The organism is Bacillus sp. SD088 (assembly GCF_017355205.1).
In the GTDB taxonomy this organism is placed as follows: Bacteria; Bacillota; Bacilli; order Bacillales; family Bacillaceae_C; genus Lederbergia.
Window position 1 is genome coordinate 1 of sequence record NZ_JADIJK010000013.1, and the last position, 13,497, is coordinate 13,497.

General features: G+C 39.0%; 16 protein-coding genes. 9 read left to right on the forward strand and 7 right to left on the reverse strand.

What is annotated here, in order from left to right:
• Positions 1-138: 138 nt before the first annotated feature.
• The 4 genes from IPU53_RS12460 to IPU53_RS12475 are packed head-to-tail and all read right to left on the reverse strand — an operon-like array spanning position 139 to position 2,524.
• The gene (locus tag IPU53_RS12460) at positions 139-546 is read right to left on the reverse strand and encodes a DUF3021 domain-containing protein (RefSeq protein WP_207451163.1); all 408 of its coding nucleotides are present in this window, start codon (positions 544-546) and stop codon (positions 139-141) included.
• A complete protein-coding gene (locus IPU53_RS12465) occupies positions 547-1,002 on the reverse strand; it encodes a LytTR family DNA-binding domain-containing protein (protein WP_207451165.1) in 456 nt (151 codons plus the stop codon). It lies immediately after the preceding gene.
• Between the two features lie 33 nt (positions 1,003-1,035).
• Complete coding sequence (locus IPU53_RS12470) at positions 1,036-1,776, reverse strand: ABC transporter permease (RefSeq protein ID WP_207451167.1); 741 nt, start codon at positions 1,774-1,776, stop codon at positions 1,036-1,038.
• A 28-nt stretch (positions 1,777-1,804) separates the two neighbouring features.
• Positions 1,805-2,524, reverse strand: a complete 720-nt coding sequence (locus tag IPU53_RS12475; protein ID WP_207451169.1) for an ABC transporter ATP-binding protein — start codon at positions 2,522-2,524, stop codon at positions 1,805-1,807.
• 373 nt (positions 2,525-2,897) lie between these two features.
• Here IPU53_RS12475 and IPU53_RS12480 point away from each other — a divergent pair, with 373 nt between their 5' ends.
• The 6 genes from IPU53_RS12480 to fni are packed head-to-tail and all read left to right on the forward strand — an operon-like array spanning position 2,898 to position 8,635.
• Positions 2,898-3,146 (forward strand): hypothetical protein, encoded by a 249-nt coding sequence (locus IPU53_RS12480; RefSeq protein ID WP_207451171.1) that lies wholly within the window; start codon positions 2,898-2,900, stop codon positions 3,144-3,146.
• Positions 3,147-3,149: 3 nt separating this feature from the next.
• Complete coding sequence (locus tag IPU53_RS12485) at positions 3,150-4,508, forward strand: tripartite tricarboxylate transporter permease (RefSeq protein ID WP_207451173.1); 1,359 nt, start codon at positions 3,150-3,152, stop codon at positions 4,506-4,508.
• 29 nt (positions 4,509-4,537) lie between these two features.
• Positions 4,538-5,491, forward strand: coding sequence for a mevalonate kinase (mvk, locus tag IPU53_RS12490; protein WP_207451175.1), 954 nt, complete (start codon positions 4,538-4,540; stop codon positions 5,489-5,491).
• Positions 5,492-5,506: 15 nt separating this feature from the next.
• Positions 5,507-6,493, forward strand: a complete 987-nt coding sequence (gene mvaD, locus IPU53_RS12495; RefSeq protein WP_207451177.1) for a diphosphomevalonate decarboxylase — start codon at positions 5,507-5,509, stop codon at positions 6,491-6,493.
• Positions 6,480-7,583 carry a phosphomevalonate kinase gene (locus IPU53_RS12500; protein WP_207451179.1) on the forward strand — a complete coding sequence of 368 codons (1,104 nt, stop codon included), beginning with the start codon at positions 6,480-6,482 and terminating at the stop codon, positions 7,581-7,583. The genes mvaD and IPU53_RS12500 overlap by 14 nt, the downstream gene beginning before the upstream one ends.
• Positions 7,584-7,609: 26 nt before the next feature.
• On the forward strand, positions 7,610-8,635 hold the full coding sequence (gene fni, locus IPU53_RS12505) for a type 2 isopentenyl-diphosphate Delta-isomerase (RefSeq protein WP_207451386.1): 1,026 nt from the start codon (positions 7,610-7,612) through the stop codon (positions 8,633-8,635).
• Between the two features lie 235 nt (positions 8,636-8,870).
• Here the strand turns inward: fni and IPU53_RS12510 are convergent, their stop codons facing one another.
• Positions 8,871-9,785, reverse strand: a complete 915-nt coding sequence (locus tag IPU53_RS12510) for a lysylphosphatidylglycerol synthase domain-containing protein (protein WP_313886489.1) — start codon at positions 9,783-9,785, stop codon at positions 8,871-8,873.
• Positions 9,786-9,994: 209 nt separating this feature from the next.
• On the opposite strand from IPU53_RS12510, the gene IPU53_RS12515 reads away from it, so the two are divergent.
• On the forward strand, positions 9,995-10,432 hold the full coding sequence (locus IPU53_RS12515) for a hypothetical protein (protein WP_242698263.1): 438 nt from the start codon (positions 9,995-9,997) through the stop codon (positions 10,430-10,432).
• A gap of 18 nt (positions 10,433-10,450) precedes the next feature.
• Here IPU53_RS12515 and IPU53_RS12520 read toward each other — a convergent pair whose 3' ends face one another.
• Together IPU53_RS12520 and IPU53_RS12525 are read right to left on the reverse strand one after the other, a co-directional pair.
• Positions 10,451-10,678, reverse strand: coding sequence for a hypothetical protein (locus tag IPU53_RS12520; RefSeq protein ID WP_207451183.1), 228 nt, complete (start codon positions 10,676-10,678; stop codon positions 10,451-10,453).
• A 5-nt stretch (positions 10,679-10,683) separates the two neighbouring features.
• The gene (locus tag IPU53_RS12525) at positions 10,684-11,004 is read right to left on the reverse strand and encodes a YbjQ family protein (protein WP_207451185.1); all 321 of its coding nucleotides are present in this window, start codon (positions 11,002-11,004) and stop codon (positions 10,684-10,686) included.
• 452 nt (positions 11,005-11,456) lie between these two features.
• Here IPU53_RS12525 and IPU53_RS12530 point away from each other — a divergent pair, with 452 nt between their 5' ends.
• Positions 11,457-12,728, forward strand: coding sequence for a DUF5068 domain-containing protein (locus IPU53_RS12530; RefSeq protein WP_207451187.1), 1,272 nt, complete (start codon positions 11,457-11,459; stop codon positions 12,726-12,728).
• 145 nt (positions 12,729-12,873) lie between these two features.
• Positions 12,874-13,443: a TetR family transcriptional regulator gene (locus tag IPU53_RS12535; protein WP_207451190.1), complete on the forward strand. Its 570-nt coding sequence runs from the start codon at positions 12,874-12,876 to the stop codon at positions 13,441-13,443.
• The last annotated feature ends 54 nt before the right edge of the window (positions 13,444-13,497 follow it).

Genomic DNA, 13,497 nt, shown 5'->3' on the forward strand with positions numbered 1-13,497 from the left:
TCGGCAAGACCCCGAAAGGCGAAGCCTGAGGAGACTTGCCACTCGCCCGCGGAAAGCGAAGTATATTTCCGAAGCGGGTATATACACCATACTAGTTCGTTTTTTTTCTTTGGTGAAAACACTTTTGTCCCAGCCTCTTTAAATCCTTAATAAATCAGCGTTGAGCTTTTTCGCTTGATTTCGAAAATAGAGATAGAAGCCTAACCAAATTCCCGCATAAATAACCAGAAATAGCCCTGAAAACAATAGAATGCTTTTTAGTGTAAAAGGAATCCAACCAACACGAAATGATAAAATAAAATAAAGAATAGCGACTGAAACAAAATGTAAGATGGTTTGCTGTAGTAATTTTAGTCTTTTTATTTCAAAGAACAGTGGTGTAACCGAGAAAAACCATCCACAGAAAAGGCAGGCAAGGGAATTTTTTAGAAAAAGCTGGCCGTCTAACAGATGTGATCCTTTTAAATAAACAATATTGGTGATCAAAACTGCTATGAAGGCCCCAAATAAAATCCCTATTACACTTTGAAATAAAAATTTCTTCATCTATTTTTTCCTCCTATTCATTTTCAATGAATCTCTAATGTTTTTTACATAGTGTCGTGTTACGTATTCTTTGGCGCCTGATTTAAAATGGACACAGAGTGTTCCGTTAAAGGAAGGCTCAAATCGGCTCAGTTCATGCAGATTAGCGATGACTGATTTGGACAAACGGACAAATTTTGAAGATGGAAGGATTTCTTCTAATTCATATAATTTTTCTTTCAATTTAAAGGAACCTGCTGATGTCACGGCAACGACCGTTTCCGCTTCTGTATGAAAATAATGAATATCATTGGGTTTTAATATATGCTGCATCTCGCCATCTTTCCCAATAATGAACTCTGTTTCTTTTCCCTTTAAGAAGTCTAGAATATCTTGGATGGAATCATCGAGTTCTTTACAATGGATCGTGACTCTCGTTTGTTCATGAACTTGATCGATGTCCAGGGATATCTTCATCTAAATCGTCCTCCACTAATTTTCTCCCCCCTATTATACGGGTTTTTTCTTTATTTGAATGAACAAATAAGAAATAATTAGAAGTAGGAATATATAGCCAATCGATAAAAAGGTATCTGTATGAAAATGAATTTGGTTATTCCAAATAGCAATAAATAAATGATTCATATGATAAATAGGATTTAGATGAGCGATAACTTGTATAAACTTAGGCATCATCTGAATCGGTAAAGCGAAGTCTCCAGTAAACATAACAACTTGAAAGAGTACAATCGAGAAAATTAACGCATTTTTCATATCATGGAACAAAGAGTAGACAGCGGATGCCACAATAAGTAAGATGGCATTGAATAAAATGAAAAAGATATATGAAACGAGTGATCCAAACAAGCTAAAAGGTAGGCCATAGATCAAAATGCTAAGTAACTGAATCAGAAAATAACCGAAGCTAGTGATAAGCACAGACTTAAGAATATTGGAAATCAATAATATTTTTTTAGGAACAGGTGAAAGTAATACCCTCTTTTCAACGCCGCTTGAACGGTTTATCACTTGTTCAAAGCCAAAGGCAAAGAAAATAACGGAAAATGTAATTAGTAAGATAAATGATGGTGTATAAGTTTCAGCATAGCTTAGCCCATTAGCATATGAATTATCGCCAAATAATTGGCCCATAAAGACATAGGTAACAGGTGGGATAATGAGTGAAAAAGCTAAATAAAAGATTTCTCTTGAAAACATTAGTAAATCATAGCGTAATTGTGTAAGTAACATGAATGTTCCCTCCTTGAAAAATTTGCGATTACATTGCCTCATTAACGTTTTGTAAGTAAAAATCATTAATCGACGAGTAGCCAAGTGTTAGAATTTCTTTAGGAGTTGAATAAAACTCTGCTTTTCCATCGTTAAGCAATAAAACTTTGTCACAGTACATTTCCACTTCGTCCATATAATGAGTAGTGAGAATAACGGTTGCTACCGATTTTCGCTTGTAATCATTAATGTAAGACCAAAGAGTATTTCTCATATGTGGATCTAGACCCGTTGTGGGTTCATCCAGAATAATTAGTTTTGGCTGAGACAAAAAGGCAATGGCTAGACTAACCTTTTGCTTCCAACCACCAGAGAGTTTTTCAAAATAGGTTTTCCGATGGGATTCTAGCTTGAAATCTTGTAAAATCTGCTTGATGCTGATATCGGTCCGATAATATGCCTTGAACAGGCGAAGTAATTCTTCTACTTTAAGGTTTTTATAAAATTGGGTAGGTTGTAAGACGGCTGAGATATTGGCCTTTATTGCTTGTTGCTGTTGTTCCGATAGTTTTTGTACGTTTTGGTCAAATACGGTTACTTCACCTTCATCATAACTCTTGAGTGTCATTAAAATTTCCAGAAATGTCGATTTTCCCGCTCCGTTTTTTCCAATAACTCCAATAACTTCTCCTTTACTGGCTTGGAAATCGAGCCCGCGTAGAACGGATTTCCCTTTATAGGATTTATGCAAATTGTTTACTTGGATCATACTTCATCGACCTCCATGTCGTGGCTGTTTGTTAATAACATCGTATATAAAATTTGTATTTCCGTCTGTTGAATAAAGGTAATATGACTTTTTAGGTTGGTCACATGCAAAAAATCGCCGGTGTCTTACATGTGCATTGAAGAGAAGTGAAAAGGAGATATGAACTTACAGTTATTCTCCTTTGTCCTTCTACCTTCTCACCGATTCGCCTTCATTATTTGATAACGTTTCTCAATTAAACTATAATAATGACGAAAACTGTCAAAAGCCTTGTGACAGGATATGGATAGAAAAACGAACTTCATGGAGGTCCCTATATCCTCTTATATAGAGAGCTTCTCATATTTATAAAAAAGAGAGGAGAGGAACAAAATTGCGAAAAGAGAATGACCCGCATGAGAAAAAGAATATTGAGGTGTGGGAGGATTTAGTGAATTTGAAAGAATTGATTCTTTCACTCGTGATTTGTAGTGTGACAACTTTAGGAGCTTACCTTTTAGCTCCTGCAGAGCCCCCAAAACCATTGTTTTTCGGTCTTGCTGGTGCTATAGTCGGTTTTATCATTATTAGTATCATTGTAAAACCGAAGAGAACATTTGAAATGATTGAGGATGAGGATTAACATATGGATGTCAGTCTAATATTACAAATGATCATGGCTGCTGCTTTAGCAGCGACTATATATACAATTATTGGAATTGCGCCTGGAACAGATGAAACGGCGACGATTGCGCCAGTTATACTTGCACTGATTTTAATGGGAATCCAACCGATTGTAGTTCTGACCTTTTTTATGTCTGCGATTGTGGCCAATAAATTAACAGACTCGGTACCAGTCGCGGTTGCAGGTGTACCTGGTGGAGTGATGGCCGCCCCCATGGTGGAGCATGCCGTAACATTAAAGAAGCATGGAAAACCAGATGTTAGTATTCGCAAAATGGCGTCAGGTTCCGTGATCGGAACGTTAGTGGCCGTACCAGTAAGTCTTCTCTTAGCGAATGCATTAATTCCAGTTTCCGACGTGATTAAAGAGTATGCAGACCCACTTTTCTTTATTGGAGCTGTGATTCTTGCGCTTATGAGTAAAAACAGATGGATTGCCTTGGCCTCGATTATTCCATTTGCGATTCTTATTCAGTCTTTACGGCATTTATACTGGGGCCTTGGAACAGTTCCTGAAGATACAAACGTATTTGTTTCTTTCTTTTTAGGCATTACGATTGGGCCGGTTATTTTAACCCTGTTTGAATTGTTGAATAAGGGCAAGAGAGATCGCTTAGAACGATTTGGTCTTAAATCAATTGTTCTCCATAAAAGAAAGAAAACGAAAGAGTTTCCTAATCCTTTTAAAATTTTAACGAAACAAGAAGTTGGTACGAGTGCATTAGCCTCGCTCATTGGTTCTATTACGTTTATTATGAGCCCAGTTGGTATGACAAGTTTACTTGGTGAATTATTCTCCAGTCGAATTAAGGATCCGGTCAAAAAAGCGTCACGGGCTATCTCTTCCATGGATGCCCTCACAAATGCTACCTATATAGCCGGAACTTTAATTCCATTAATTGCATTAGGGATTCCATTATCGCCTGTTGCTATAGGTCCAGGTAATGCTCTATTCAATGCGCCACCGGTTTTTAATCTAGATCATAATATCCACCATCTGTTAAGTACATCGGATTTCATTTGGGCAACGATTATTGGCGCCGCCGTCGCTTTGGGGCTGACCTACTTTATTGTAGTGAAATTTTCCCAAGAAATCTGTGCATTTGTGTTTAAATGGGTACCCCATGAATCCATTTTAGGATTGTTCTTTGGGCTTGTGTTATTATTGTCCTATATGGACGGTGGCTGGCTTAATATTGGAGGAGTCTTCTTAATCGGCCTTGTTTCAGGCTTCCTTCATCGTTTAGGCATTCATTATGGCGTGCAATTTATGGTTTTATATGCTGCGCCATGGTTAATAGCAAAAATCGCCGGTTTCTAAGCTGATTCAATGTTAAGGAGAGGGAACAGATGATGACAATACAACAGAAGACAGCGATCGGCCGTGCCCATAGCAAAATTATTTTAATTGGTGAGCACGCCGTAGTATACGGGAAACCTGCCATTGCCCTTCCTTTTCCATCGCTTGAAGTGGTTTCAAGTGTGAAGGCAATCTCCGGCGAGCTTTTTCTAGCTTGTCGCTATTTTGTCGGAAAGTTAAATGAAGCACCAAAAGATTTAAAAGGAATTTCTGCATGCATTATAGAGACTTTGAAAAGTTTAAAACAGCCTACAGACGGCTTGCATATTAGAATTGATTCGTCTGTACCGATCGGCCGCGGTTTAGGATCGAGTGCGTCAAGTGCTATTGCTGTTGTGAAAAGTTTGTACGATTATTTTGAAGAAAAGCTCTCAAAAACAAAGCTATTGGAGCTTGTCCATATTTCTGAAACCTTTGCCCATGGTAATCCAAGTGGGATAGACATGATGGCCGCTTCAAGTGATCAGCCTTTATGGTTTGAAAAAGCTAGAGAGATATCTCCTGTTGAAGTAAAATCTCCCTTGCATCTTGTTGTGGCAGATACAGGACGTATCGGCGGAACATTAGAAGCAGTGGACTCCATTCGCAAAAATAGGTTAACTTTTCCTGATAAAGTAAAACGTTCAATTGATCTTTTAGGTTACTACACAGTTCAGACAAGATCAGCTTTAGCACAGGGAAATTTACTAGTGGTAGGGAAAATGATGGATGCCGCTCATCGTGAATTAAAGAAATTAGGTGTAAGTGATCCGGAATTAGATCATTTGGTGCAAGCGGCAAAAGACCGGGGCGCCCTTGGTGCAAAATTGACTGGTGGAGGAAAGGGCGGTTGTTTGATTGCTCTCGCCTCTAGTCGCGAACATGCAGAAGATTTAGTGGAAGGATTATTGCGGAACGGGGCAGCCCAAGCGTGGTCTTATATTCTTGCCCGTAATACAGGATAAATAGGAGTTGTTAGGATGAAGGCCACAGCAAAGGCAAATACTAATATTGCTCTGATTAAATATTGGGGAAAAAGAGATGAACAGCTTTTTCTCCCAATGAACAGTAATTTATCAATCACATTAGATCGTTTTTCTACAACCACAACTGTACACATTCATCCGGATCAACAGGAAGATATCTTCCTCCTCAATGGCCAGCAAGAAGGAGAAGAAGAAACGCATAAAATTAGTCGTTTTTTAGATATTATTCGGAAACAAACAGGAGAACAATGGGGAGCGACTGTAGACTCTGTGAACCATGTTCCAACAGCAGCAGGGTTTGCTTCCTCTGCTTCTGGCTTTGCGGCTTTAGCAGCGGCGGCAACAAAGGCTACCGGACTTCACTTAAGTGATTCGCAACTTTCTGTGTTAGCCCGCCAAGGTTCTGGATCAGCATGTCGTTCGATTTATGGTGGGTTTGTGGAATGGAAAAAAGGTGCACGAAAGGATGGGCTTGATTCCTATGCTGTTCCCATTTTAGAGCAAAGAGAATGGGATCTTTCGATTTTGTCAATATTGGTTGAATCAAAGCGTAAGAAAGTTTTAAGTCGAGAAGGGATGAAGAGAACCGTCGAAACGTCCCCTTTTTATTCGGGGTGGCTTGAAGCTGTAGAAAAGGATATGCGACTAGCGAAAGAAGCGATTTTTCAGCGTGACTTTGAAAAGCTGGGAGTAGTTTTGGAGAGTAATGCATTGAAAATGCATGCAACGACATTAGGAGCAAATCCTCCATTTATGTATTGGCAAAGTGCTACCATTGATGTAATGGAGCAGGTTCAGGAGCTAAGGATGCAAGGGATTCCATCCTATTTTACAATTGATGCAGGTCCAAATGTTAAAGTATTATGTGAACCCCATAATGAGGGGAAAGTGAGTGAACTATTAAAAACTCTTCCAACTGTTCAAGACGTATTTATTTGCCATCCTGGAAATGGGGTAAGCTATCTAAATGAAGAAATCTGATACAATCGAAGTAAAAGTACCAGGAAAGCTTTTTGTTGCTGGTGAATATGCCGTAACAGAACCTGGACAATCGTCTATTGTTATTGCAATTGATCGTTATATAACAGCTACCATACAGAAAAGTGATAAAAACACAATATCTCTTCCACAATGGGGAATGGAGAAAATAGCCTGGGAAGAGGAGCATAAGCTTCTATGGGAGTCGGATCCAAAGTTTGCTTATATCCGAGCGGCTATGTTGATTTGGGATCGATATCTACAGGAACAGAACGAAGCATCCCACCCCTTTACATTAACCCTCACAAGCGAATTGGATGATCCTTCAGGAAGAAAATATGGACTTGGCTCTAGTGCAGCGGTTGTTGTGGCTGTAATTACAGCTTTATGGACATTGAATGGTTTCAAGTTAACTCCCTCCTCTAAACGGAAGATTTACAAACTAGCCGCAATCGCTCATTACCAAACTCAAGGCAATGGGTCATGTGCCGATATTGCCGCTGCCACCTTTGGGGACTGGCTGGCTTATTCAACCTTTGATTCTGATTGGTTGCTGAAACAAATGAAGGCGGGGATATCGACTACAGCCTTAGTCGCAGTAGTCTGGCCAGGGCTTACCATTCAAGAAATAACTCCGCCTTTATCCTTGCAGCTTTGTGTAGGCTGGACAGGAAATGCAGCAGCAACAGGTCCAATGGTCCGCAAGGTTCACCAATTGAAAGATAAAGCCCCTGCGTATTACCAATCGTTCTTACAGCAAAGTCAAAAGGCCGTTCAGCGTATATTGACAGCCTTTGAAACAAATGATTGTCAAAAGGCGATTCATACATTAAAAGAAAATCGTCAGGTTTTATTATGCCTAGACCAACAAGCGGAAGTTGGGATTGAAACAGCGGAAATAAAGACTTTGATTGAAGTAGCCGACAAGTATGGCAGTGGAAAATCTTCTGGTGCTGGCGGTGGAGACTGTGGTATTGCGTTTGTAGAAGGCGAGCAAGCTGCCGAGGAATTACGAGAGAAATGGCAGGAGAAGCATATCTATCCATTACCTTTACAGGTTTCAGCTGTTGGAGCCCATGTGAAAAGTCTTTAAATATTGAACAGAAAGAAGGTGTCATCATGTCTGATTCCATTCATAAACGAAAATCTGAACATATTGAAATCACATTAAACAAAAAAGTAACAGGCAATCAGATATCAACAGGTTTAGAGGAAATCTCTTTTATCCATAATGCATTACCGGAAATAGATTTTGCAGAAATCAGTCTAAAGACAAATTTTTTAGAACATGAATTAAACACCCCTTTTTTAATTAGCTCAATGACAGGGGGAGCGGCTTTAGCAGAATCCATCAATCGTCACTTAGCGGAAGCTGCTGAACAACGTGGATGGGCACTAGCGCTTGGTTCTACACGTGCTTTGATTGAAAGTAAGGAGCATCGTTCTTCCTTTCAGGTGAGAAAATATGCCCCTCATATTCCTATTATTACCAACCTTGGGGCAGTACAATTGAATTATGGATTTGGAATCGAGGAATGTAAGCAAATTATCGAAATCACGGATGCGAATATGCTTGTTCTTCACTTGAATAGTATTCAAGAGGTCATCCAGGAAGATGGAAATACAAATTTTAAAAGCTTGTTAGGAAAAATAGCAGAGCTCTGTCAGAAGCTAGATGTCCCTGTTGGCGTGAAAGAAGTAGGCTGGGGGATTGATGGAAAAGTAGCAAAGAAATTAATGGATGTCGGCATCGCCTTTATCGATGTAGCAGGAGCCGGAGGCACTTCATGGAGTCAGGTAGAGAAATTTCGGGCAAAGGACAGGGTGAAGGCAGAGGCTGCTGAGGCCTTTAGTGAATGGGGAATTCCCACGGCAGAATGTGTGCTATCCGTGCGTAAGCAGGTTGAAGATCAGCCAATTGTCGCCAGTGGCGGGATGAGGACAGGCTTAGATGCAGCCAAGGCCATTGCTATCGGAGCAGATATGATCGGCTTTGGCAGATCGATCTTAAAGGAAGCGACCCAATCCACGGAGGATGTTATGCGTGTGATGGCGACACGAGAATTGGAATTAAAGATGGCCATGTTCGGAATTGGTTGTTCGTCTTTAGAAGAACTAAAGCGGACAGATAGAGTGATGTTGTGAGAAAAAAGGGACTCCAAAGAGGCCCTTTTTTCTAAAGATAAGAAAGTATAAAATTTTGGCTAGTGTTTTGATCTAGCTCCAGCGCCTAGCCCCTCGAGGTCAAATAACCTGCGCCAATAAAAGTCAAAACCGGACTTTTATTGGCGCAGGTTATTTGCTTGTCGGGGCTGAGCAAGGCGCTTGCGCTTTTCTTAAGTGGCCTCAAGATTGAAGGTGTATTCTACAATGATATTTTCTAATGTCTATCTCTCTTTGAGTAATCTATAATAAACAACAGTGCCGATACTAAAAAAGGAATCACAAAATAACTAAGACGATAGAAGATTAGTAACGCAAGAACATTCTCATCTTGAATCCTATAGCTTTCCATTCCCCATAGAAAAACCACATCAAAGGAACCAATCCCACCAGGAATCATACTTAAATTACCAGCACAAGATGCGACAATAAAGATTGGAAGCAACTGAAAGAAACCAATCGGGATATGGAGGGAAAGAGTAATCAACCATATGATTACCATGATCGCAGACCATTCTAGGATGGAGGAAAGCACAAGCAGAGTTCCAGACGTTTTATTTATAAGAGAAGTTTTCCCTTTTTTTCGCTGAAAAAGATGAAAGCCAATTATAATAGGGAGATAAAGCCCCATGGCTATCACAATGAAAACAGAAAAAGGTGTTTCCGAAAATAAAGGAAAATGACGGTATCCGACCAAGACAACCCAAGCTAAGACAGACATCCCTGTCAAAGAAAACAAAGTGACAGAGGTCACGCTTTTTAAAAAGTTCAACTTATCCTTTTTGTAAGCAGAGTAATAAAAACTTCTCAGCATTAATCCTGCTATTCCGCCAAATCCAATAAAATTAGAAATGGAATTCACGATAAAGGATTGTCTTATTGTAATCATAAATGAACGTTTTATTTTGAGTGCATTCAGAAGAATTATATCGTATAGAAACATGGGAGAAATGGCCATCATCGCAGCAATAATTAGAAAAAGAATTAAAGAGTCATTCATATTCCTAATTTGCTTCCCTAGTAAGTGAAAGTCTGTGTTTCTTATAATTTCACTGAGTTCGGTTCCAGCTAATATCAATAATGCCAATGGAAATAAGATTTTTAAGAATTGTAGTAGCTTATTTGGTATCACTTTCAAACAATACACCCCATGTCGTTCAGCTCTAGTTGCGAGATATACATTATTATAACACGCTTTTATCCTCGCCAAAGTTCATATTGTAGAATGGTTTAATTTTCAAAGTAAACATTGGAAGTGAATAGTATTTAGGTTAGGATTCAAAAGAATGGTAAGAGGAGAAATTTATATAATAAGTCTCCTTAGGGAAGGGGGCAGAGTATTTGAAAAAGCTCATTGTTAGCTTTATTTTCCTTGTTATTGCATTTCCAATGGTTGCAATGGCTCTAAGCTGGACAATTATATTTGTTGTTTGGAATGGAAATGTTTATGAAGTGACAGAGGAGGCTGTGGCTGAAAGTCAAATAAGGCAGGTGATTGGAGAAGTCAAAACAAAAGAAAATGAATATTCTGGAAAATTCCATGGCAATGCGTCGAATTATTATCCAATCGGGACAAAGTATTACGATATTGAAGGGACACCATCAAGTGAAGAAATTGCAGTTGAGACAGAGGAGGGGCAGTGGGTAAAGGCTATTTTTGCACATAAAGCGCCTTTCCATTTAGGAGATTTTTTTATAAGATATTTGCCCTTTTTTCTATCAGGGGTGGTTCTACTATTAGGCTTCATCCTTTTTAAAAAGAAAAAGCCTCCTGTTTAAAGAACCCTGAGTACGGCTTCAGGGTTCTTCCTTATAAAATCTAACTCCTGTTTCGGGATGAAAGTATACGACCATTCTTTTCTTAGTCGTAGGATCGATAAAAATTTCTTTCGTCCGAATATAGCCTTCAGGAATAGGTTGTTCCGGGTGTTTTTTATAACGACGATCCCAAATAAACCATGAACCAATAGCTAAAATGATAAGAGCAAGAATGCTTAATCCATAAAGGCTAAACACCACCGCCATCGGCTTCATCCTTCTTCCGCAATAACGGCTGTCCCATATGCGACAATTTCACTCATGTTCTGCCCAATTTCCCCTGAATCAAAGCGGACCATAATAATCGCATTGGCACCCATCGCCTTTGCATTTTCAACCATCCGATCTAGCGCTTGTTTTCGAGCATCTTCTAGCATTTCTGTGTATTCGCTAATTTCTCCGCCAACTAAGCCTTTCAAGGAAGCGAAAATGTCCTTTCCAACCCCACGTGCTCGAACGGTTAGACCAAATACAGGCCCTTTCACTTCGATTACTTTATGATTAGCAATTTGTTCTGTCGTGACAACGATCATAATATAAACACACTCCTTTATCTATCCTTTGTTATTCCGTAATCGAGGTCCAGTTCTACATTTCCTCAATTGGCGATTCCCTAATTAATCAAGAATATAATGGTTTACTGTATTACTAGTATTATTTACGGATTGAAGTAAGAAATGGTTTCAAAAGATTGAGAGAAACTGTTGTAATTATACTTTGACCAGATAATATGGTCTCGGACTCCGATGAATTTAGTTGCAGGTCGGATAATAAATGAAAGTTCTACTATATCCATTACTGATCTAAATGATCCGGATCTTTGGTCATGTGAATGTGGTAGGAATAGAAAAGCTTCTATAACTTTTTTCTCTTTCTTCTAGGAAAAAGGATTGGAATTCAAAAAAACTCCTAAGAGACAAGGTGGGAAGTGCTATGATTGAATGCGTGTTTATTTTTAACAACAAGTTGAGACAGGAGAGTTTATATGAAAAAACTGTATATTATTACAACTGTTTTAGCCCTTTTGTTCGTAGGGGCTTGCAGTAGTAAGGACAAGGGAGAAGTAAAGTCATCATCGGGTAAAGTGGATGCTGAGCAAACAGAAACAAATGAGAGTAAAAATGAGAAAAAAGAAGATGAGTCAGAGAAAGCTACGGAGGATGAAGGCGTAGCTGATAATGATAAGGCTAAAGAAGATAATGGAGAAATTTTAAATCCATATATTGAGGAGTATACTGGTGGAGATGTAGAGGTCGTATTTACAAACCAAAACCCAGGATTTGCTCATGCATTTGGTGACAAGGTTAATATGTCAATTGATGCGTATCAAATTGTTCATGTGAGCAATATGAACGAATCGGCTAAAGGTTCTTTCAATGATGAAGACGAAGGGTATGTATTAACATTAAAATTGACACTTGATAATCAATCAGAAGATGAAATTAGCTATGCTGGCGGACTATCTATGCAAACTGATGATGCAACAGAGCATATTGTAAAGAGAACGACACTAGTGGATCGTGATCAGTGGATGAAGGATGAGTCGACTGAAGGAGCTTCTTTATATTCAGCTGGGAAGTCCTTTACTGGCTTAGATGCTTTCTTGATCACTAAAGATCAATTTGAAAAATCCCAGCTACCTATTTTGAAAATTGATGCTTTATGGCGTGGAGAGGACGTCAGTGACCGAATTGGGGAAGAAGCTGTTATTCCACTTCCTTTATCTGATGAAGGAAAGAATAAAGCGAAGGAATCAGCTAATTTGTACCAAGATAAAATGGTGACAGATACAATTGCTGAAAAAGAAGTATTTTTCTCAGAAGAGGACATTAATGAAACACAAGAGATTGATAAAGTAAAAGTGACATTAAATGGTGTGCAATATGCAGATATCACGCCTACGGATGGACATAAAGAAAGGTTTAAGAACTTTGGAGATGGTCCATTAGTTGCTTTAACGGCCAAATTTACGGTTGAAAATAACAGTGATGAAGCCTTTGACCAATCCTTTATTGAAAGAAAACTGCATGTTGATGACCGGGGAACCATGTTATCACAAGGGATGTTAGAACCAACTGTAAGAGGAGAAGTTCAACCTGGAGATACATTTGAAGGTTTAGCCGTGTTTTTATTCCGAAAAGATGAATTTGGCATCTTTAAAGAACTGAAACTACAAATTGGGCCATTAGCCGATGAAAATGCAAAACGTCTATTTAAAGAAAAATCCGTACAATTCGATTTACCAATGAAAAAATAGGCTTCGACAAAAGCCGAGCGGTGCCAGGCACTTTTCGTCATTTTTCGGGACGTGCCAGGCACCATTTTATTTGCTATAATGAATGATAGTCAGTCATATAAAAATAATGAAGGATGATAAAAAATTCATTTAAGGGATGTGCGATATGAATAAACGAGAGCGAATTGTTGAAGCGGCAGTTGAGGTTTTTCAAGAGAAGGGTGTGGAAAAGACGAAGATTTCGGATATTGTTAAATTAGCGGGGATCGCTCAGGGAACGTATTATTTATATTTTTCTTCCAAAATGGCGGTCATGCCTGCGATCGCAGAAGTAATGGTAGTAAAGAGTCTGGAGGAAATTCGCGCAAAAGTGAAGAGAGAAGATGATTTTTCAACGCAGCTTACGCAGGTGATCAACGCCCTTTTTTCTGTGGCGGAGAATTATCATGAGGTATTGGCGATGGTGTATGCGGGTATGGCAACAACAGAGCATATGAAGGAATGGGAAGCAGTTTACGAGCCTTTTTATCATTGGATGAGTGAGTTTTTGAAGGAAGCACAAACTGCTGGAACAATTCGTAATTCAGTGAACACAGAACGTGTCTCTAAGCTTGTGATTGGTTTGATTGAATCAGCGGCAGAGCAAATCTTTCTTTATGATTCCGATCGAGAGCAAGAGGCAGATATTCAAAAGCAAGAAGTCCATTCCTTCTTAATTCATGCTTTAAGGGTTTGAAGTGATAAAAAAGAACAATGAATCATGAATGAAAATGACTGATAGTCATTCATA

Excerpts from the sequence above, each read along its gene's own strand:
- IPU53_RS12460 (WP_207451163.1), bottom strand. The coding sequence starts at position 546 with ATGAAGAAATTTTTATTTCAAAGTGTAATAGGGATTTTATTTGGGGCC.
- IPU53_RS12465 (WP_207451165.1), bottom strand. The coding sequence starts at position 1,002 with ATGAAGATATCCCTGGACATCGATCAAGTTCATGAACAAACGAGAGTC.
- IPU53_RS12470 (WP_207451167.1), bottom strand. The coding sequence starts at position 1,776 with ATGTTACTTACACAATTACGCTATGATTTACTAATGTTTTCAAGAGAA.
- IPU53_RS12475 (WP_207451169.1), bottom strand. The coding sequence starts at position 2,524 with ATGATCCAAGTAAACAATTTGCATAAATCCTATAAAGGGAAATCCGTT.
- IPU53_RS12485 (WP_207451173.1), top strand. The coding sequence starts at position 3,150 with ATGGATGTCAGTCTAATATTACAAATGATCATGGCTGCTGCTTTAGCA.
- mvk (WP_207451175.1), top strand. The coding sequence starts at position 4,538 with ATGATGACAATACAACAGAAGACAGCGATCGGCCGTGCCCATAGCAAA.
- mvaD (WP_207451177.1), top strand. The coding sequence starts at position 5,507 with ATGAAGGCCACAGCAAAGGCAAATACTAATATTGCTCTGATTAAATAT.
- IPU53_RS12500 (WP_207451179.1), top strand. The coding sequence starts at position 6,480 with ATGAAGAAATCTGATACAATCGAAGTAAAAGTACCAGGAAAGCTTTTT.
- fni (WP_207451386.1), top strand. The coding sequence starts at position 7,610 with ATGTCTGATTCCATTCATAAACGAAAATCTGAACATATTGAAATCACA.
- IPU53_RS12520 (WP_207451183.1), bottom strand. The coding sequence starts at position 10,678 with ATGGCGGTGGTGTTTAGCCTTTATGGATTAAGCATTCTTGCTCTTATC.
- IPU53_RS12525 (WP_207451185.1), bottom strand. The coding sequence starts at position 11,004 with ATGATCGTTGTCACGACAGAACAAATTGCTAATCATAAAGTAATCGAA.
- IPU53_RS12530 (WP_207451187.1), top strand. The coding sequence starts at position 11,457 with ATGAAAAAACTGTATATTATTACAACTGTTTTAGCCCTTTTGTTCGTA.
- IPU53_RS12535 (WP_207451190.1), top strand. The coding sequence starts at position 12,874 with ATGAATAAACGAGAGCGAATTGTTGAAGCGGCAGTTGAGGTTTTTCAA.